Origin of the sequence: Psychrobacter sp. Pi2-1 (assembly GCF_904846645.1) — a bacterium.
Lineage (GTDB): Bacteria > Pseudomonadota > Gammaproteobacteria > Pseudomonadales > Moraxellaceae > Psychrobacter.
In genome coordinates this window covers 84,836-104,069 of sequence record NZ_CAJHBO010000010.1, presented here as the reverse complement: position 1 = coordinate 104,069, position 19,234 = coordinate 84,836, and the positions used below count along the sequence as shown (strand labels likewise).

At 44.6% G+C, this 19,234-nt stretch carries 15 protein-coding genes and 1 pseudogene; 5 read left to right on the top strand and 11 right to left on the bottom strand.

Going from position 1 to position 19,234, the window contains the following annotated elements:
* A pseudogene (gene tuf / locus JMX91_RS07695) lies at positions 1–126 on the top strand (elongation factor Tu); the annotation flags it as partial.
* Positions 127–323: 197 nt separating this feature from the next.
* Positions 324–818 (top strand): ribosomal protein S18-alanine N-acetyltransferase, encoded by a 495-nt coding sequence (rimI, locus tag JMX91_RS07690; protein WP_201548375.1) that lies wholly within the window; start codon positions 324–326, stop codon positions 816–818.
* 94 nt (positions 819–912) lie between these two features.
* Here the strand turns inward: rimI and JMX91_RS07685 are convergent, their stop codons facing one another.
* Genes JMX91_RS07685 through trxB form a run of 3 tightly spaced genes read right to left on the bottom strand, consistent with a single transcriptional unit; the run spans position 913 to position 3,206 of the window.
* Positions 913–1,347, bottom strand: coding sequence for a MerR family transcriptional regulator (locus JMX91_RS07685; RefSeq protein WP_102078510.1), 435 nt, complete (start codon positions 1,345–1,347; stop codon positions 913–915).
* 29 nt (positions 1,348–1,376) lie between these two features.
* Positions 1,377–2,183, bottom strand: a complete 807-nt coding sequence (gene aat / locus JMX91_RS07680; RefSeq protein WP_201548374.1) for a leucyl/phenylalanyl-tRNA--protein transferase — start codon at positions 2,181–2,183, stop codon at positions 1,377–1,379.
* Positions 2,184–3,206 (bottom strand): thioredoxin-disulfide reductase, encoded by a 1,023-nt coding sequence (gene trxB, locus JMX91_RS07675; protein WP_057758497.1) that lies wholly within the window; start codon positions 3,204–3,206, stop codon positions 2,184–2,186.
* Positions 3,207–3,753: 547 nt separating this feature from the next.
* Here trxB and JMX91_RS07670 point away from each other — a divergent pair.
* Entirely contained in the window at positions 3,754–7,170 is a 3,417-nt protein-coding gene (locus JMX91_RS07670) for a DNA translocase FtsK (protein ID WP_201548373.1), read from the top strand.
* Between the two features lie 324 nt (positions 7,171–7,494).
* Positions 7,495–8,988, top strand: a complete 1,494-nt coding sequence (locus JMX91_RS07665; RefSeq protein WP_201548372.1) for an amidase — start codon at positions 7,495–7,497, stop codon at positions 8,986–8,988.
* Positions 8,989–9,019: 31 nt separating this feature from the next.
* Here the strand turns inward: JMX91_RS07665 and JMX91_RS07660 are convergent, their stop codons facing one another.
* From JMX91_RS07660 to dapC, 8 genes are all read right to left on the bottom strand, one after another.
* Positions 9,020–9,910: a DODA-type extradiol aromatic ring-opening family dioxygenase gene (locus JMX91_RS07660; protein WP_201548371.1), complete on the bottom strand. Its 891-nt coding sequence runs from the start codon at positions 9,908–9,910 to the stop codon at positions 9,020–9,022.
* 85 nt (positions 9,911–9,995) lie between these two features.
* Positions 9,996–10,484, bottom strand: a complete 489-nt coding sequence (rlmH, locus tag JMX91_RS07655; protein WP_160023059.1) for a 23S rRNA (pseudouridine(1915)-N(3))-methyltransferase RlmH — start codon at positions 10,482–10,484, stop codon at positions 9,996–9,998.
* Between the two features lie 85 nt (positions 10,485–10,569).
* Positions 10,570–11,118: a DUF421 domain-containing protein gene (locus tag JMX91_RS07650; RefSeq protein ID WP_201548370.1), complete on the bottom strand. Its 549-nt coding sequence runs from the start codon at positions 11,116–11,118 to the stop codon at positions 10,570–10,572.
* Between the two features lie 185 nt (positions 11,119–11,303).
* On the bottom strand, positions 11,304–11,789 hold the full coding sequence (locus tag JMX91_RS07645; protein WP_160023063.1) for an ABZJ_00895 family protein: 486 nt from the start codon (positions 11,787–11,789) through the stop codon (positions 11,304–11,306).
* Between the two features lie 80 nt (positions 11,790–11,869).
* The gene (locus tag JMX91_RS07640; protein WP_201548369.1) at positions 11,870–13,912 is read right to left on the bottom strand and encodes a D-alanyl-D-alanine carboxypeptidase/D-alanyl-D-alanine-endopeptidase; all 2,043 of its coding nucleotides are present in this window, start codon (positions 13,910–13,912) and stop codon (positions 11,870–11,872) included.
* A gap of 323 nt (positions 13,913–14,235) precedes the next feature.
* Positions 14,236–14,841, bottom strand: a complete 606-nt coding sequence (locus tag JMX91_RS07635; protein WP_201548368.1) for a 3'-5' exonuclease — start codon at positions 14,839–14,841, stop codon at positions 14,236–14,238.
* Between the two features lie 82 nt (positions 14,842–14,923).
* Positions 14,924–16,897 carry a DUF294 nucleotidyltransferase-like domain-containing protein gene (locus tag JMX91_RS07630; protein WP_201548366.1) on the bottom strand — a complete coding sequence of 658 codons (1,974 nt, stop codon included), beginning with the start codon at positions 16,895–16,897 and terminating at the stop codon, positions 14,924–14,926.
* A 153-nt stretch (positions 16,898–17,050) separates the two neighbouring features.
* Positions 17,051–18,280 carry a succinyldiaminopimelate transaminase gene (dapC, locus tag JMX91_RS07625; protein ID WP_201548365.1) on the bottom strand — a complete coding sequence of 410 codons (1,230 nt, stop codon included), beginning with the start codon at positions 18,278–18,280 and terminating at the stop codon, positions 17,051–17,053.
* A gap of 252 nt (positions 18,281–18,532) precedes the next feature.
* Between dapC and JMX91_RS07620 the strand changes: the two genes are divergently transcribed.
* Positions 18,533–19,204 (top strand): hypothetical protein, encoded by a 672-nt coding sequence (locus JMX91_RS07620; protein WP_057758513.1) that lies wholly within the window; start codon positions 18,533–18,535, stop codon positions 19,202–19,204.
* Positions 19,205–19,234: the final 30 nt, after the last annotated feature.

Here is a 19,234-nt window from a genome sequence, read left to right as displayed (position 1 = left end):
GGTGATAACGTTGAGATGGGCGTAGAGCTTATCCACCCAATCGCTATGGACAAAGGTCTTCGCTTCGCTATTCGTGAAGGCGGCCGTACTGTAGGCGCTGGTGTTGTTGCTAACGTATTGAACTAATACTTAAGTCTCAGCAATGAGCTTATGAATTAGTCATAAAAAAGGCCATCCTATCTAGGGTGGCCTTTTTTTGCGATAAATATTGATTGTATAATTACGGAGCTACATGAATGACTGTGTGGCAAGCTCTACATATATCATCTAAGCATAATATAATAATAAAAACAGCCTAATAATAATCATGTAAAAGGAACGTCATGTTTGTGATAGAAGCACTACCAACGAATGCAGTAGAACTTGAAAACGTTATTCAAACCGTCGCTAATATAGAAGCGATGGTGCAACCAGATGATGCTTGGAATCAGAAAACATTGACTGAGTTGCTTGAGCAGGACAGTATTCGTCTACTGATTGCTTACGATCAAGCAAAAGAGGACAGTACTTCTCACTGTGAGATAGTTGGCTATTGCTTATATCAAACGATTTTTGAGCAAGCAGAGGTGTTACGTATCGGAACTGATCCAAAGTACCAACGCCAAGGCATTGCTTCACAGGTATTGAATAAACTGCATGAGCTGTTACAGCTTAATCAGGTAGAGAGTCTTTTGTTGGAAGTACGTGCAGATAATACAGCGGCGATATCGTTATACGAGCAACAAGCGTTTAGCATCATTCATAGACGCAAAGGCTATTATAGAATGCCACACAAACAAGCAGTGGATGCATTAATCATGCAGCATACTTATGTTTAATAAAGAAAATAAAGCTTAATAAAAAATAAGTGATTGTAGTTAAGGTAGCTGTAATGACTACGATATAAGAGCAGAATTAACTAAGATTTAAACTTTATTGCAGAGGAATTTTCTTTTTACAGACTTCCACATCAAGCTGATAATCACTATCGGCTTTCATTCGACCTAAAATATCCAAGCGTTCGCTTAGTAGCTCAACCATTATGCTGATATTGGCTTGCTGTTTTTTAACCTGTTCTAATTTTTGCTGAGTGAGTATGAGCTGCGAATCAATATCCAAGTGACCATCATAATAATCATTTAGACTGTTTTTGATTTCAGTAAGCGTAAAGCCAATAGCTTGCGCACTTTTGATCAGCTCTATGCGTTCGATACATTCTGGATGAAATTCGGTATATAGACGGGAGCCTGCCTGACGCTTGCGAGATTTTAGCAGGCCTAATTGCTCGTAATGGCGAACCGTATCTTTGGTCGTATTGGCTTTTGCTGCTAGCTCTCCAATCAATAGAAACGATGTATCAAGTGCCATAATAACCTCTTATTTTTTCGCTATGATAATCATAACTCTAGTTGCCACGGCGATTCGATATCCAGTAGCGATACGGATAACGGTCTATGAGAGTGCTTTTGCCATGGCACAGACTGGCTGCCAATCAGGTTGTCTAACTGAGTTAGAAAGTCAGCACGCGGTAAGGTGGTCGCACCTAAGCTCAGCAAATGATCGTTCGGTAGCTGACAGTCGACGAGTGCGACATCACTTTGTTCACATAAGCGCATCAGACCCCAAAACGCTAGCTTTGACGCATTAGTTGCTCGATGAAACATTGATTCACCAAAATAGATGCCGTTTATTTTTAACCCGTATAATCCGCCAATCAGTTGACCTGCTTCGTCCCAAACTTCAATGCTATGAGCAAAGCCTTGCGCATGCAGTTTGGTATAAGCTTCGATCATTTCATCATGAATCCAAGTATGCTCGCCTTCAGGCTGATTGTCATTAAGGCCATCACTGCGCGGTAAGCTACAGGCATGTATGACATCATCAAAAGCTTGATTAAGCGTCACTTGCCAACGTTCGCGATTTGCTTGCTTACGTAGAGACTTACTCGGTTGATAGTCAGAGGGAACAATCACGCAACGCGGCTCAGGACACCACCAAGCAATAGGCTCATCTTCGTTAAACCAAGGAAACAGCCCTTGAGCGTAGGCTGATATCAGTGTCTCAGGCGCTAAGTCACCACCCATAGCGATGATGCCAATGCCATCAGGATCGATAGAAATGGGATCGGGAAAGTCATAACGCCCAAGACTTTTTAAAGTCTCAGGCGTAATGTGTTTTTCGTGCTGTTGAGTAAAGTTGCCCATTTAGGCTTCTTTATCTGCAGTTAGGGTTGAATCGTAAGTGTGATCACGAGCGACGGTTTCGCCCAGTGCATCCAAGTACTTTTCAGCATCCAGCGCAGCCATACAGCCAGTGCCAGCAGAAGTGATGGCTTGACGGTAAACGTGATCAGCTACGTCACCTGCGGCAAACACACCTTCGATACTGGTCTGAGTGGCATTACCATTCAAGCCACTATTAACGATCAGATAGCCATCTTTCATGTCTAATTGACCTTTGAACAAGTCAGTATTTGGCTTATGACCAATAGCGACAAACATACCCATTGTATCTAGTTGTTTGGTACTGCCATCAATCATAGATTCGATAACGACGCCATTGACGCCCATGTCATCACCGACTACTTCTTTTACTTGATGGTTCCATTCGATTTTAACATTGCCATTTTTGGCTTTTTCAAATAGCTTGTCTTGCAGAATTTTTTCAGAGCGTAGGCTGTCACGGCGATGCACTAAGGTCACTTCAGATGCAATATTAGATAAGTACAAAGCTTCTTCAACCGCTGTATTACCACCACCAATTACCGCAACTTTTTGGTTTTTATAAAAGAAACCATCACAAGTGGCGCAGGCTGATACACCAAGCCCTCTGAACTTGGTCTCTGATTCTAGTCCTAAGTACTGTGCAGAGGCACCAGTTGAGATAATGAGCGCGTCACAAGTATAGCTACCGTTGTTACCTGTCAATTGAAAAGGACGCTCATTTAGGTTTACTTCATTGATGTGATCGTAGACCAGTTCAGTACCGAAGCGTTCTGCATGTGCTTTCATGCGTTCCATCAATGCAGGACCTGTCAAATCATGCGCATCGCCTGGCCAGTTGTCGACTTCGGTAGTGGTGGTTAATTGTCCACCGACTTCCATACCAGTGACCATAACTGGTTTAAGGTTAGCGCGTGCTGCATAAACTGCGGCAGAGTAGCCAGCAGGACCTGAGCCTAAAATAATGAGCTTTTCGTGACGTGGAGCAGTAGTGTCAGTTGCCATGAGTTGTTCCTTGCTAAATATACGAATTAAAAATGTAAGTTATAAATATAATAAAAGAGGAATATCAAAAATGACTACGAATATGCTTCTTCTAATTGCTGTGTGATAATAACATAAGGGCACAGCGCACAAAGTGCAAGTTTGCTAAAACAAACACAGGTATCATTAGAATCAAAGAATAAATAACTTTGGAACATAAGTGTAAAAACAGAGACTATTTTATAGAATTTAGGCAATACAGTTAGCCATATTTTGCCACTCGTGTTTCGCTAACCAGCTGTTTTCTTACGGAAAGTGTCTCCTGATTTACTTTCTTATACGCTTTCTTGAGAAGACTGTCGCCACTGCACCTATGTATTTGTTATTATAAGAAGTTATGCCAAGTGTAGTAGGAGCCAAGCGATAACGGTTGTTTCAAGGCTCTACAATCGGCACATGCCAAACAAACACTTCGCTCGGTACATTTATGTCAACACTTTATGTCAGCATGATTAGGCTTAGTCATGCATTGGCGACCATTTAGTATTAATAACAAGGCAGATCTTACGTGATATCAGCACCGCTTATTGAGTATTTAAAAAAGGGAATGTTTACCCTCCTTGGGTTAATACTGGCCGTTTATCTGTTTGTCATTTTGATGACTTATACAGGCAACGATCCTAGCTGGTCGCACATCAGTAGTGATATGACCACGATTAATAACATGGGCGGCGAGGCAGGCGCATGGTTGTCCGATTTGCTTTATAGCTTTTTTGGGTTTGGTGCTTGGTGGTTTTTGGCATTTGTGGTTTATGAATCTATCTTGATTTGGTGGGAAAACAAGCCAACGTTTTGGCTCATGCGATTGGTCGCTTATGTGTTTTTATTATTAAGTGCTAGCGCATTATTTGCACAATTCGTCTCTTTAGTTCAGCAAGTCACGAACCCTGATGCAATCGGTCTCGAAGGTGTCGCTGGTGGTATTATCGGGCTAGAGTTACAGGCGCGTTTGGCACAGCTGCTAACGCAGTGGGGGAGTGTGGTTTTCTTAGCAGTATTCGTTGTGATTACCGCTACGTTTGCCTTTAATATCCATTGGATGACGATATATCAAAAGGTTCGGGCGCTGTCGTGGCTTGGATCAGGTGTAAAAAGTCAGGATGCTATCGACGCTACTGAACCGAGCATTGCATCACAAGATGATAGCCAAAACTTAGATGCGTCGGTAGATAAAAAAGTAGAGCATGAGCAACTGCCACTTGAGTTGCAGTCTGCGGAAAATAATAGCGGTGCTCAAGACGTCAGCAGTAGTGGACGTTTCGGTAGTGTCTTGTCAGACTTTCTGGCAACATCAGGGTTAGCAGACAGCGTCAAAGCCTCTATAGCGACCGCAAAAGAAGCTACTACGTCAAGCGATGAAAAAAGTGCGCCACTATACACAGCGCCAGCGACTGCCAGTGCTATGGCTGATAGCACAGCGGACCATATCGCACCATCAACAATGTCAGCTCCTACCGCGATACCTGCTCGAAAAGTTGAGCCAAGTTTTGCATGGAACGATGCTAATACGGTTGATGACTTGCTCGCGAGTGAGCATATGGTTTATGGTGCCAGCAGTATAGAAAGCTCTGCTGCGCCTGTCCCCAACTATACTCAGACAGACACGACTATAGAGGTACCTCAAGAGGAGTGGACGTCAAACTCTGAGACGATGCCAGTTGCGCAAACAGTTGCGACCGAACCTGCTGAATATAACCAAGAGTTCTCTGATCAGCCACAAGCTAATGCGCCTGAAACAACTCAAGCAAGTGATACGAGTCAAAGCGTCGATCAGTTAGCAGAAGCATGGTTGGCTGAGCATGGTGACCTATCCGAACCTGCCACAAACGTTGCAATGCAAGACTCTCAGAGTATTCAAGATACTGCTATAACGGAACAGGCTCGAGTTGAGCAAGCCGTCATTGAGCAACCTGAAGTTGAACAGGCTAAAGTTCAGGACATAATCGAAAAGCCTGCAATTGAACAACCTGTCGCTAAACAAGCATTGCAGGAACAAATAATAGAGCCCATACCACAGGTAACCGCTAGCTCTACAGATAAGTCGTCTCCTAAGCCAGCTGCTGAGCCAGCAGAACAGCCGTATGATGAGGCATCACTATCTGTATCTGAAGAGCCGATTGCAGCAGCAATGGACGTCGTACCAACCGTGTCAGATATTTCAGACATCTCAGATATGACACCAACCAATACACCACCTGCAAACCCGAAGGCAGCTCCAACAGTAGAATCGGTAAGCCCAGTTGCAGACACACAGCCAACAACCGCAGCAAAACCATCTGTTAGTTTTGCTGTACCTGAGGGTGATAGCAGCAACCATATCACGGATATGATGCCAGAAGATGACAGTGCTGAAGATGCGAGTGCCCCAGTCATGCCGCACATTAGCGATGATGCAGCATTCAGTCAAAAATCACGCTCGATGCAAACGGCGGCCTATCGCAGCAGCCTTACGCCCATTCCAGAGGTCTCTATACTGGATAAGCCCGATCCTGACCGTAAGCCTAGCTATACTGTGGCTGAGCTTGAAAAGTTGTCTGAGTTATTAGAAATTAAGCTTCAAGAATTTAATGTAAAGGCCTCTGTGGTTAATGCTATCCCAGGGCCTGTCGTTACTCGTTTTGAAGTAGAGTTGGCTGCTGGGGTGAAGGCTAGTAAAGTCACAGGTATCTCGCGTGATTTAGCGCGTTCACTATCGATGGCATCTTTGCGTGTGGTCGAAGTGATTCCGGGCAAACCGTACATCGGTATCGAAGTGCCTAACAAGAAACGTGAAATGGTACGTTTGATTGAATTACTCAACACCGAAACGTTCAAAGACCCGAAAGCGCAGATTAGCATGGCAATGGGTAAAGACATCGGTGGTAACCCAATCATTACCGACCTTGCACGTGCACCGCATATGCTGGTCGCTGGTACTACAGGCTCTGGTAAATCAGTATTGGTCAACTCGATGTTATTATCGATGCTACTCAAATATACACCCAATGAGCTGCGTCTTATTTTGATTGATCCAAAGCAGTTAGAGCTTGCTAACTATAATGATATTCCGCATTTACTAACGCCAGTGGTTACCGATATGACGGAAGCGGCCAGTAGCTTGTCATGGTGTGTGGCCGAGATGGAACGTCGCTATCAGCTGATGAGTTTGCTAAAGGTTCGTAAGCTCAATGAGTTTAATAAGAAAGTCATCGCGGCGGAGAAATCAGGCAATCCCATGCTTGATCCTTTATGGCGCCCAAATGACAGCGTAAGTATTAGCCAAGCACCTAAGCTAAAAACACTACCTATGATTGTCATTGTCGCGGATGAGTTTGCTGATATGATTATGCAGGTCGGTAAACAAGCCGAAGAGCTCATTACACGTTTGGCGCAAAAATCGCGTGCTGCCGGTATTCACTTAATGCTAGCGACTCAGCGTCCGTCAGTAGATGTCATTACAGGTCTGATTAAAGCCAACATCCCTGTACGTGCAGCACTACGAGTCAACTCAAAAGTCGATTCACGTACGATTTTGGATAGTGGCGGTGCAGAAGATATGCTAGGTAACGGCGATATGTTGTTCTTAGGGCCAGGGCAAATCGAGCCAGATCGTGTGCATGGTGCTTACGTCAGTGACGAAGAAGTTAACCGTGTCTGTGATGCGTGGCGTGAGCGCGGCGCCCCTGATTATATTGATAATATGGCAGGCAACTTTGAATTATCTAGCCCAGGCGGTGGTAGTACAGCCAATGCCTCTGGTGAAGATGATGATTTATATAATGATGCCGTGGCCTTTATCATGGAAACACGTAAAGTTTCTGCTTCAAGCATTCAGCGTAAATTTAGCATCGGCTATAACCGTGCTGCGCGTATTGTCGACTCTATGGAAGAAGCTGGATTAGTCAGCTCGATGGGCAAAAGTGGCAAGCGTGAACTATTGATGTAGGATTAATCCTTAAGTTGATAACGAAAAAGCGAGTCATGAGAATGGCTCGTTTTTTTATGGAAAAAACTTGATAATACTTTCATAAATTGTAGGTTTAGAAGTAAGCTTTCATTATTAAATACGTTCTAGGGCGCGAAGAGTAGATTCGTATACTGGCTCATTAATTACTGAAACCATCCAGATGACTAACGAGTCCGTTTATCAAATATCAGGCACGGTTTTTTATACTAAACTGACAGGAGTTTATGAAAAAATAGTCATCAGTTTTAGAAAGTATGAGTGTTAGATAATCCTAATAAAATTACTCTCCAAGGAAGGTTAGTTATGTTTAAAGAATATACTCAGTATGATGGGCTCGGCTTAGCAGCATTAGTCAATTCAGGTGAGGTCAGCGCAAAGGAATTACTAGACGCTGCTGTCCATCAAGCCAATCAAATCAACCCTAAGCTAAATGCCATCGTGCATCGTTTTGATGAGCGCGCTTACAATGCCGCGCAGGCAGGTTTGCCTTCAGGTGTATTTACTGGGGTGCCGTATTTACTAAAAGATTTGTCATTTAGCTTTGCCGACGAGCCGATTACGATGGGCAGTCGCAGTGTCAATATCATTTCAGAAAAAGACAGTGAAATCGTCAAACGGATGAAGGCGACAGGTGTTAATACCTTTGGCAAGACTAACACGCCTGAGTTTGGTCTGATTATCACCACTGAGCCAAAAGCGCATGGCGCTACTCATAATCCTTTCAAAAAAGGCTATAGCTCTGGCGGCTCGTCAGGTGGTAGTGCAGCAGCAGTTGCGAGCGGTATTGTCCCGATGGCAGGCGGCGGTGATGGCGGCGGCTCGATACGTTTTCCATCTGCTTGGTGCGGTACGTTTGGGTTAAAGCCAAGCCGTGGACGTAATCCAATAGGTCCTAATCTTGGTGAAGGCTGGGAGGGGGCCGTGGCTGACCATGTGATTACGCGTTCGGTACGCGATAGTGCGGCGATGCTAGATGCCACTAGTGGAGCAGAGATTGGCGCCCCTTATGTTATTGCTCCGCCAGACGGCACTTTTTTGCAAGCGGCAATGCGTGCACCGCGAAAGCTAAAAATCGCTTTGCATCAGCAGCCTTTGATAGCCAATACGACAGTGGACAAAGAGGTGCTGGAGGTACTTGAGCAAACGGCTAAGCAACTAGAGTCTATGGGTCATGAAGTAGTACCAGCCGAGCCAAACATCAATATCGAGCAGTTTTGGCATGACTTTATCGTTGTGGTCTGTGCGCATACGGCATTTACAATTGATAACATCGAGCGTGAGTTTGGTGCTGATCATATTAAAAACTTAGAGCCACAAACCTATAATATGGCACTGCTTGGGCGCTCATTGTCAGCGGTTGATCTAGCACATGCCAAACATGGCTGGCATCATAGCCAGTATCAGACGGGTTTATTACTAGAAGACTATGACATGATACTGTGCCCGACTGTGCCCACGCCTGCGGTAAAGCATGGTGTACTGCCGCCCAGTCGTATGGATGAGATGATGATGCGTAGCGCTGAGGTGCTTAACAAAGGCTTTAATATGGGTAGATACGCCTTTAGCTCAGGCATGATAGAAAAGCTCAGTGCCCCTGTATTAGGTAAGATGGGCTTTACGTTATTGGGTAATGTTACAGGGTTACCCGCGATGTCAGTACCAGTCGGTATGAGCAAAAAAGGCCTACCAATTGGTATGCAGTTAATCGGGCGCATGAATGATGAAGCAACATTATTCAGTGTGGCGGGCGAGATGGAGCGCGCAGGTTTATTTACCAAACACGCTTTTGAGAAGTAGGGTTAAGCTATAGTGTTCGTATTGGTCGCACTCAATCAAAGCGATAGATATCCATACCCAAACTATGATGGGCCATACTTTGATGAACGACAGAGACGCGCTGACCAGTACCTAATGCAAAAAACAGCGGTAGCAAGTGCTCATCACTTGGATGAATGTCCTTGTAGTCTGGGTACTGCTGCCAATCAAGCGCCGTGGGAATGTCTATTTTGAGCTGCTGTAGCAACCACTGCTTAAACGTTTTGGCTGCTTGATCGATGCTATCGGCTTCCCAGCGCAATGCTTGTAAGTTATGCGTAATGTTACCTGAGCCAATGACGAGAATTTGCTCATCACGTAGATGTGCTAACTGTGCACCTAACTGATAGCAGGCAATACTGTCATAATGCTGCGGCAATGATATCTGTACGATAGGTACATCGGCTTCTGGATACAGATGTCTAAGGGGAGCCCACACACCATGATCACAGGCACGTACTGGATTGACCCTACAAGTAATACCACGTGCGGTCAGTTGCTGAGCAAGTGTCTCAGCCAGTGCTGGCTGGCCTATAGCAGGATACTGAATGTCGTAAAGTTCAGGCGAAAATCCTGAAAAGTCATGCCATGTCTTTGGCTGTGGATTACTACTAATCTCTAGCTTTGCTGACTGCCAATGCGCTGACATAATGACAATGGCACGTGGCTTAGGTAGGTTTTGACCGATACGTGCCAATGCACTGGTCGTCGCAGACTGCTCAATTGCAAGCGTAGGCGCGCCATGCGAAATAAAGAGCGCTGGTAGCTTAGATGTATTCGTCGCTACATCAGACGTATTTTCCCATGCGGCAGCCGCTGTGATAGGCGTCTGCACACTATAATGGTCATCACGTTGATGAGAGGGCTTAGAGGCGTTGGGTGTCGCACGTTTTGGATATTTCATGTTGCATTTATTAGGGCGTGCGCCAGTTTTTCAATCTATTTTAGGGTTGATGTTCCAAATCAAAAAAAACAGCTCAGTATTTTATTTAATTACCACGGTGATAAGGGTGGTTATTATTGATACTCATCGCGCGATACAATTGCTCCATAAGTACGACGCGTACTAGCGGATGTGGCAATGTCAGTGCCGATAGTGATAACTTTGCATCGGCCTTTGCTAATACTTCTGGTGAGACGCCATCTGCACCGCCAATGACCAAGGCAATATCATCGCCTTGTTGCATGCCATCTGCGAGCTTATCAGCCAGTCCTTCGGTCGAAATCATCTTACCTTTGACATCTAGCACCCATAATTGCTCGCGGCTTGATGCATTATGAGCGGCTAATATAGCCTGACCTTCTTGCTCACGGTACTGTGCCAAATTAGCATCTGAAGGATTTTTTGCCCGCTTGGCTGCCGCAATCTCGACAATTTCTGTGCTTAGCATCGGTTGAATGCGTTTGTAATACTCGTCAAAACCTGTCTGTACCCAGCTAGGCATTTTATTGCCAACGGTCAAAATCCTTACTTTCATAATGCTTACCATCTCGATAATTAAATTCAAGCTTACTAGGCCGTGTTCTTAATAGTTGTATCGTTCGTTGTTTATTGTCTGCAATTTACATCAGAGGGTTAATCGTCTCTGATACGTTGCTATTCGTGTTTTGATCATCATCGCTCTTATCACTTTGGCTTGGCTTTGGAATGACAGTCAGCTTGGCATCAGACTCAAAGACAATGGCCTCGACATCATCAAAACTATTAATCCCTTCAGTACGCATGGCACATTCGATTTCTTGACGCGTCAAGCGCTCATCACGCATGGCATCTGGCAAAAACTGCCCTTGATAAAAAACGATACGCGGCTCTGATAAAATAAAGTTACTAAATTGCGGTGAAACAGACGCATATTTGGTCACTACAAATTGCAATAGGTACAATACTAAAATAGACGACACCCCTTCAACAAAGGGGATGTCTTTGAGCAAAATCGTACTGGCACCTAACGAGCCGATCATGACCGTCACGATCCAATCGAAGTTGTTAAGCTGCGACGTCGAGCGTTTGCCAGAGATTTTGGTAACTGTCACGATCAACACGTAAACCATAACAGTCGTTAAAACAATACGACCAAGCTTGTCTACGTTGTCAAAAAAGATCATGTCCATAATGTTCGCTCCTATTATAAAGGTAAAACAAGTCATCACTAAAACTTTACTTACTAGGGCGCGTCTTACTTTGTCTCATTTTTAGTACTATTCCTAAAATAATGGCACGCCCTAAACTTAGCCTAACGGATTTTACGCATTAGCAGGGGAAAACTTTGTAGCACCTTGTGGATGATGGTTTGTACTTACGTTGATTTGCGTATAGGGTCTAATAGTCTATTGATAGACCATAGACTGATTCGCGCACTGACTAGAGTGAGAACCAGCATTAGCATTAGTGATGAAAGCAAGGGCAGTGGACGCTGCATCGCCATCTCGAACAGGACCTCACGGCTTATCGTATCAAACAGCCAAAACCAGATGGCTGAAAAATAAATGACCGTCAGCATCCAGACAATCATAACCCCACCAAACATCAACTTATTAATCTCATCTCGTGCTAATGCTCGCTTCTGATGTTTGATAAATTTACTGACAGCGATATAAGCACCCACGATAATAGAAACCACCATGACCAGTTGTGGATTGAGCGCAAGTTTGGTCTGTATCATCATAAATATGGTACTGGCAAGCGTGTATCCAATCGCAAAAAAACCGACATATCGAGCCAGTTTGGGCTGCACTTGTACAAGCGTCTGAGGTTTGTTAAGACTGGTTGTCTGGCGTGACATAAGCTAACCTTTATAAAGGTAAAAAATAGAGTAAGGTAAAAAGTAGAGTATGGATGATACAACGTCTTAAAGCGTTAAAATTAACGCTGCGCCGTCCAGTCGAGCATGGCATCTAATACAGGCCTTGCTGCATAAGGATTTAATGCTTGCTCAGTATTGATTATGCCGACGACAACGTAATCCTGTCCTGACAGTCCTTTGACATAACCTGCCATTGAAGTGACGTTATTTAACGTGCCAGTTTTTATCCATGCGCGGCCAGTGGCTGCAGATTCAGGCAAGCGATCGCTATGAGCAGCAATAGTGCCACTAACCCCAGCGACCCCTAACGAGTCGACATAGGTATCAAAATTTGGTCGACTATAAGCATAAGTCAGTAGCTCGCTTAGGTTGGCGGCGGTGATTGTACACTCACGGCAAAGTCCTGAGCCATTGGTCAAATGAGGCGGCGGCGTACTGAGATTGGTTTGCCACCATTGATTGATGGTTTGTAAGGCTGCAGGGTAATCTGTTGTAGCAGGTTTACCAAACTGATATAAGCTATCAGCTTTTTTGCCACTAGATTTAACAGCCGCTACTTTATTATCCACCTCATTATTAGTGCTGGCTTCATGACTGCTTGGATTAGTGGCAGTTGTGCTAGAAGGTGTTGAATGAGTCAGCCTTTCTTTATCATAAGCGCCTATAGATAGCGCCACTTGCTCAGCCATGACATTGTTTGAGAAATGGTTAATGTCATGAATCTGCTCGGTTAAATTCAACGACGGATAGCTGACCATAGGTAGAGGAGACATCGCGATAGCCGTAAGCCCGTGCGCTCGTTTTGTCGTCTTGGTCATATCGTAAGGGGTTTCTTGCGAGACGACCTGCCCACCCAAAGTATTCCCCAACGCTTGCCATTTGGTAGCGATGACGTGTGCGGCAAACTCTTTGGCATTGGGATATGCCACGTAAAAGACATGCTCACCGCAGCTCTCTGGCAGACTGGCGTTTAACACAAGCTGCGTGTTTTGCCACTGCGGCGCTAGGCTATAGCTTGCTTGCCCACAACTGGCTGCACGGGTATTGATTGTAGCAGGCAGCTGATAGTTGGCTAACCGCGGCTTATAGGTCACGCTTGCTTGGCCGTTATCTTGAGGGTAAGTTTTGATGCCAATGGTGCTAAAGTTGACCAAAAACCCATCTGGGCTGGCGTTATAAGGGCGTAGAGGTGAGTTATCAAAGGCGGCAGGATCTTTACTAACATTATTAAAAACTGCGCTGTCAATGATGATGTCACCATCGATATGACGAATACCTGATGCTTGCACTTTATACAGTAACTGTTTTAAGCGATCGTGAGTCATTTTTGGGTCGCCACTTCCTTGAATAATCAAGTCACCATATAGACGGTCACCGATGACAAGGCCAGTATGATACACCCGCGTATGCCACACAAAATCCGCCCCTAACGTGTCTAACGCGATAAAACTGGGCACGAGCTTCATGGTGCTGGCAGGCGTGCGAGGGATATCGGACTGATGATTTAGCAAAGGCGAAAATGAGATTTTTATAGCGTTTTTATCGGTGCTAGCGTTGCTTTGGGCTTTGGCATTCTGAGTAAGCGTATGCTGAGATTCATCAGGGATAACCGTTGGAATGCTCTCTACGCTCTGATAAGTATAAGGGTCATCGGTATAAGCATGTATTTTTTGCTCGTGCTTTTCAATGGTGCGCTGCTCTATGGTCATTAACGAGCTCTGATGGCTCGGGTCGCTGCTAATTGTATCCGTAGAGGCGTTTATAACTGGGTGTTCAGATACTATAGTAGATGCAGATTGGCTGTCAGATTCATTACTATCAATGACTTGAATAGGAGTCGGCAGACGACTGGCAGTTTTGTCACCCACAGGGGTAATCACGATGCTAATATCTGCTTCTGTCAAGTCGGCACGCGCCAAGGCTTTTTGAATGGCTGCTGGCAACACGGCTTGTGCATGTATCGGCGCGACTACAACCGCTGCCAATAACGCTAACCTAGATAGACGTTTATTAGGCCAGTCTAGCGGTCGCAAATGACGACAAAGCGTGGTGATTTTGGTTGCAGCAGTAGGGTAATGACGGCGTTTAGAAGGGTATCGCATGAGCATCTTTCATCAGGTGGCAAAAACAGCCTATGGTAACATGAGTTGCTGTTTTCGCACACGATGTCAGGAGCACAATTTTAAGGCGTGTCATCAATATGAATAGTAAACTGTAAATAGGCTAAAAATGGCTAAATCTTTGCTAAACTGCGTCAAGTAGCTGGCTAATATCCCGATATTATCTGTACTACCTTCCTTATTTAGCTGCCATTTATCTCATTTTTATCACCATTTTCAAAATGAGGACACGCCCTAGCGATAACGACGCCCTTATTTAGATAACTAACGCTAACTATCGATTGAACTGAGAGCATGCTTTACTGCTAACGCACATGTAGAAAAGCCATCGCCGTCATGACCGCATCGTTATAAGCATCATGCGCGCCCAGTTCAGGAATGTTGTAATGGGCTAGGATACGATTCAGATGTTGAGCTTGTCCAGAAAGCCCTTGTGTGTGACCACTGATACGCCGACTGTACAAGTGCCGCAAATCTATGACTTCGTTTGGTAGCGAGGTTCCCATATAGCGTTTGACCAATGGATTTAAAAAAGCTATGTCTAGCTGTGTACAGAATCCAACAATTGGTCGATTGCCTATGAATGGTAGCAGCAGTGCCAACATGTCATCGTAACTCATGCCATGCTCAACATCGGCGGTACGCAAGCCATGAATGACAATAGTGTCGCGGTCTGGCATTACAGGAGGTCTGCAAACCAAATGCATGCCATTACTCGTGTCGATAGTATTACCATTAATATGTATCGCTGCTACAGACAGCAGGTGATGCTTTTTGGGGTTCAGTCCTGTCATCTCGCAATCAATCGCCACCCACTGCTCAGCCGAAGGTGTCGTAAACATTGAGGCCAGCTCTGGACGCTGTAATTGCGTCTTTTGCCAAGCGCAAGATAACTGCTGTAACCAGCTCATATCGGTTGCTCATCCATATATGCTATTTTTGTATTTATAAAATTTCTCTATTCATGAAGCCTCTGTATTAAGACTGCCACATTTATGCGATTTCTAGTTGATAGTGTTGACGCAATTGATTCTTAAAGCTTTTGACCACGGCCAGACACTCTTTTAGCAGGTCACGTTCAAGTGCGGTCAAAGTTGTAGGATCTACTTGCCGTGCATGCTTATCGTCAGTTGAGAGCGCCACAGATAAGCGCTGTGCCATAAAAAACTCTAATGCTTCTAGTAGAGTATCGGCGCGCTCTTGGGTCATAGCATCAACCTTTACCAAGCCCTTTAAACGCGCCTTGGTACTAGGCACGTCGAGCCCATTGTTTTCTAATGCTAAGGTACGGATACCATGCACTAAGGGAAAGATACCGGCTTTTTTTAGGTCAATGTCGGATGATGCTGATTTACCACCTAGTAAAGGTACAAACTTTTGCCACCATTGATTAACGTCACCAAACTGTAGCGCTGCCCGGGCAAACTGCCTGACAAACATAGGGTCTGCTTGTTGATGAGCAAGTTCTAAGTGCTGACGTACTTGTGTGAGCAGTGACTCATCGCCGCAGACGTATTCAGCATCTAGTATCGCAGACAAGTAAATACCATGCATCGGATCTGAATTTCTAAACCATAGGTTAATTTGTGCAGTGAATTGCTTAAGTGATTGTCGCCACATAGGATTGGTCATCATAATATTGCCATCACACAGTGGGTAGCCCAGCGTTGCTAAATGGCTATTAAAAGTATCAGCAAACTGTGCTAGGTCAGGATGCGTATAGCCATCACGAATGATGAGCGCGTTGTCCTGATCGGTACGCATGATTTGCTCACCGCGCCCTTCTGAACCCATAACGATAAGGCAGGTATTGGCCATCACCTCATCAGGTACGATTAGCTGCCATAGTTTGGTAAACACCTGCGCATTTAGCGTCTGTACCATACGACTGATATTGCCGATTTTGACACCATTGTGATGCTGTGCACGAATATAGCGACCGATCAGCTCAACAGCGGTATCTAGGCTCGCTAAGTCTTGTGCCTGTTCGATTTGAATACTAATCAGTTGTGAATGATGGCCAATATGAGCGAGCATATCGCTTTGCCCAAGTACTCCGACGACATCGCCACTCTTATCAATGACTGGCAGTCTATGAATACGATAGCGAGTCATGGTCAGTAGCGCATCGCCAATCTCATCACTGGCTTTGATCGTGCGTAGATTAAAATTGGCATAGCGCTGGCAAGGAGTAGTAGCTGGATCTTGTCTGTCACTCACCGCGCGACAAATATCAGTGTCGGTCAAAATCCCTAAGAGTAATCTTGTCTCATGTTGCGCTGTTTGTGAGTCATCTAAATCATCTAGTTGTAAGTCACCTAATTTACGTAGCGGTCTGACCAGTACATGTTTCAATCTAGCTTTGGTCATGATGCGGGCCGCTTCGTGCAAGCTATCATTGGCATCGACGATATGCACTGGTAACAGGTGAACATCTATCACTGGCTGCAGCATGATTTGCTGTACTTCTTGTTGGTTGGTATAGCTGGCAGGAACTAGCGTTTTATTATGACGTCGTTGGCGCAATGCTTTTAATCGTTCGGGCAGTTTGTCTGATAGCATTTGCCGTACCAGATGATTTTGTGCACTGATTTTATCGATAGCATCACCAGCGACTTGGAGCAGTAACGTCTCTTCACTGGCTCGGAATTGATAGGGTTGTATGGACGTACTTTCATACTCTGGCTGATTGTCCTTGGGAAGTGATTCAGGCAGGCGGCGACTATCAAACCAATCATTATTGTTCAGACCGTCAGCGTGATTGCTACCTACATAGGACGCGACAAAATCACCATCTAGTGATTGCTCGATTTGCCCTTTGATGACCACATATAGACATTGCAGTTCTTCTGCAGGCAAGCTCTCGTTTTTGGCAAGGTAGCGTATCTGGGTATTTTTTCTAATGCTTTGACGCTCAGCTAAGCTCAGTACATCAAAGGGCGGTTGGCTAAAATCAAGATGGGGCATGGCATCATCCTTGATGGCATATTTTCGGTAGAGACTTTACTATAGCATTAATAAAACCAAAAGCCTCCAATAACCCTATTTATATTGTGGTTATTGGAGGCTTTTTAATATAGCGACATTTATTCCAGCTACATTAGATTTTTCTAATTAGCTTTAAGCACCTAATAGTTTGCGGATACGACTGATTGCTTCTCGGCTCTCATCGACACTCGCGACCAGAGCGATACGCACATAACCTTGTCCAGGATTATGACCATCAACTTCACGTGACAAATAGCGTCCTGCCAATGCATGAATATTGGCTTGCTCATACAACGCTTTGACAAATATTTCATCATCACCGCCGAACTGCTCAGGTACTTTGACCCAGAAGTAAAATCCAGCATCAGGCATGCGTAACTCTAGCAATCCCCCAAGCTCAGACATCCATAGGGCAAACTTCTCTTGATATAGCGCTCGATTATGAGCGACGTGTTTTTCGTCTTGCCACGCAGCGATAGAGGCGAGCTGGTGTGGTATCGGCATTGCACAACCTTGGTAAGTACGATATTGCAAATAAGCCTGCAAAATTTTGGCATCACCAGCCACAAACCCAGAGCGTAAACCCGGTAAGTTTGAACGTTTGGATAGAGAGTGAAATACGATACAGTTTTTGAAATCACGGCGACCGAGGGCAGCACAAGCTTGGAGCAATCCAATCGGTGCCGTATCAAAATACAGTTCGCTATAACACTCGTCACTGGCAATAATAAAACCGTACTGATCTGACAGACGAATAAGGTATTCCCAATCATCCATTGTCATGACTGAGCCTGTTGGATTGTTTGGACTACAAACAAACAATAGCTGCGTACGCATCCAGACGTCTTTTGGTACCGCGCGATAGTCACCTTTGTAGTCATTATCTGATGTACAAGGGACAAAGTAAGGTGTTGCCTGTGCCAGTATCGCTGCGCCTTCATATATCTGATAAAACGGGTTAGGCATGACAACCGTAGGCGATGTATCAGACGCTAGAGAATTACTATCTTTGTCAGCTACATCATGATCAACGACCGCTTGTACGAAGCTAAAAATCGCTTCACGCGTACCCATCACTGGTAATACTTGAATATTGGCATCGACATGATTTAGAAAAAACCGTTTCTCTAACCAGTGGGCGATAGTTTGACGTAGCTCAAACATACCGTTTGTGGTTGGATAACGACTTATTTTGTCCAAGTTTTCGTGTAGGACGTCCAGCACAAATGCAGGGGGCTCATGTTTTGGCTCACCAATACCGAGCTTTATTTCACTGTAACCGTTGGCAGGCTTGCTATCAGCAAGCAATGTTGCCATCTTTGCGAATGGATAAGGATGGAGATGCTTTAAGTTGTGATTCATAAGTGTGATAACTATAATAGACAATTAATAATAAAGTTATAAAGAAAATTTACATTAGAGCAGTGTAGCACTTCTCTAATTTTTTGTCCTTTTCTTCTTATATCGTGAATAGGCATTTACCAAGCGTAAGCTATTCGTTGTATGACTACCAAATAGGTAGTCGCCAAAAAGTCTTTTGAACCTTTCATAACCTATAACAATATAAAAATGATTACTCACAAATGTGGTAGATCGTTTTAAGGATAGTTTGATATGTCTAGTGTGCTAAATAATGATGATCTCATCGCTAAAGATATCAATAATGAAAAACTTGATAACAGTTTGCAGCGCTCGAACCTGTATAAGCTGCTCAAAGAGCGTGAACAGAACTGGTGGCAAGCGCGCCAGCAACTGATCGAGCGTCAAGAAAAGAAAATGTTTTGGTATGGCGAAAACAGCCTAATTATGTGGCTGTTGTGGCAATTGGTCGGCTACGTGGTAGTGGCAATGGCCTTGATGCTGCTCAATAATATATTTGGTATCTCATTACCGCTATGGCAATACGTCTCTTTGTTTGTGATACAGACCCTATTTTTTGTCAGCGCCCTTGCTGCTAAAGGCCAGTTGGCAAATAAACTGCAGCGCAAGATAGATAATGACGAGCTGATGCGCGAAGAGGCACTCAACGAGATGATTATTTTGGCAGAGGATAGCCTGTATCCTGATGTACACGCCAAATCACCTATCTCTTTGGAAGCCTTAGACGATTATCTAGATGGCCAGTTTCACCTAGCAAGCTTGCAATGTCTGCTACAAAAAGAAGTCGATGCTGGACGATTAATCATGGAGCAGCAGCCACCTGAAGTCGGTGTTTTGCCGCCAGAGCTTGCTGACGATGAACTGAACGAACATGCTAGCGAGATAACTTATAGAAGTACGCTATAAAACGTACTTCTATGATGACTATCAGACTAC

Excerpts from the sequence above, each read along its gene's own strand:
- rlmH (WP_160023059.1), bottom strand. The coding sequence starts at position 10,484 with ATGAAAGTAAGGATTTTGACCGTTGGCAATAAAATGCCTAGCTGGGTA.
- JMX91_RS07630 (WP_201548366.1), bottom strand. The coding sequence starts at position 16,897 with ATGCCCCATCTTGATTTTAGCCAACCGCCCTTTGATGTACTGAGCTTA.
- JMX91_RS07665 (WP_201548372.1), top strand. The coding sequence starts at position 7,495 with ATGTTTAAAGAATATACTCAGTATGATGGGCTCGGCTTAGCAGCATTA.
- dapC (WP_201548365.1), bottom strand. The coding sequence starts at position 18,280 with ATGAATCACAACTTAAAGCATCTCCATCCTTATCCATTCGCAAAGATG.
- JMX91_RS07660 (WP_201548371.1), bottom strand. The coding sequence starts at position 9,910 with ATGAAATATCCAAAACGTGCGACACCCAACGCCTCTAAGCCCTCTCAT.
- JMX91_RS07685 (WP_102078510.1), bottom strand. The coding sequence starts at position 1,347 with ATGGCACTTGATACATCGTTTCTATTGATTGGAGAGCTAGCAGCAAAA.
- JMX91_RS07650 (WP_201548370.1), bottom strand. The coding sequence starts at position 11,118 with ATGGACATGATCTTTTTTGACAACGTAGACAAGCTTGGTCGTATTGTT.
- JMX91_RS07635 (WP_201548368.1), bottom strand. The coding sequence starts at position 14,841 with ATGAGCTGGTTACAGCAGTTATCTTGCGCTTGGCAAAAGACGCAATTA.
- trxB (WP_057758497.1), bottom strand. The coding sequence starts at position 3,206 with ATGGCAACTGACACTACTGCTCCACGTCACGAAAAGCTCATTATTTTA.
- rimI (WP_201548375.1), top strand. The coding sequence starts at position 324 with ATGTTTGTGATAGAAGCACTACCAACGAATGCAGTAGAACTTGAAAAC.
- aat (WP_201548374.1), bottom strand. The coding sequence starts at position 2,183 with ATGGGCAACTTTACTCAACAGCACGAAAAACACATTACGCCTGAGACT.
- JMX91_RS07640 (WP_201548369.1), bottom strand. The coding sequence starts at position 13,912 with ATGCGATACCCTTCTAAACGCCGTCATTACCCTACTGCTGCAACCAAA.
- JMX91_RS07645 (WP_160023063.1), bottom strand. The coding sequence starts at position 11,789 with ATGTCACGCCAGACAACCAGTCTTAACAAACCTCAGACGCTTGTACAA.
- JMX91_RS07620 (WP_057758513.1), top strand. The coding sequence starts at position 18,533 with ATGTCTAGTGTGCTAAATAATGATGATCTCATCGCTAAAGATATCAAT.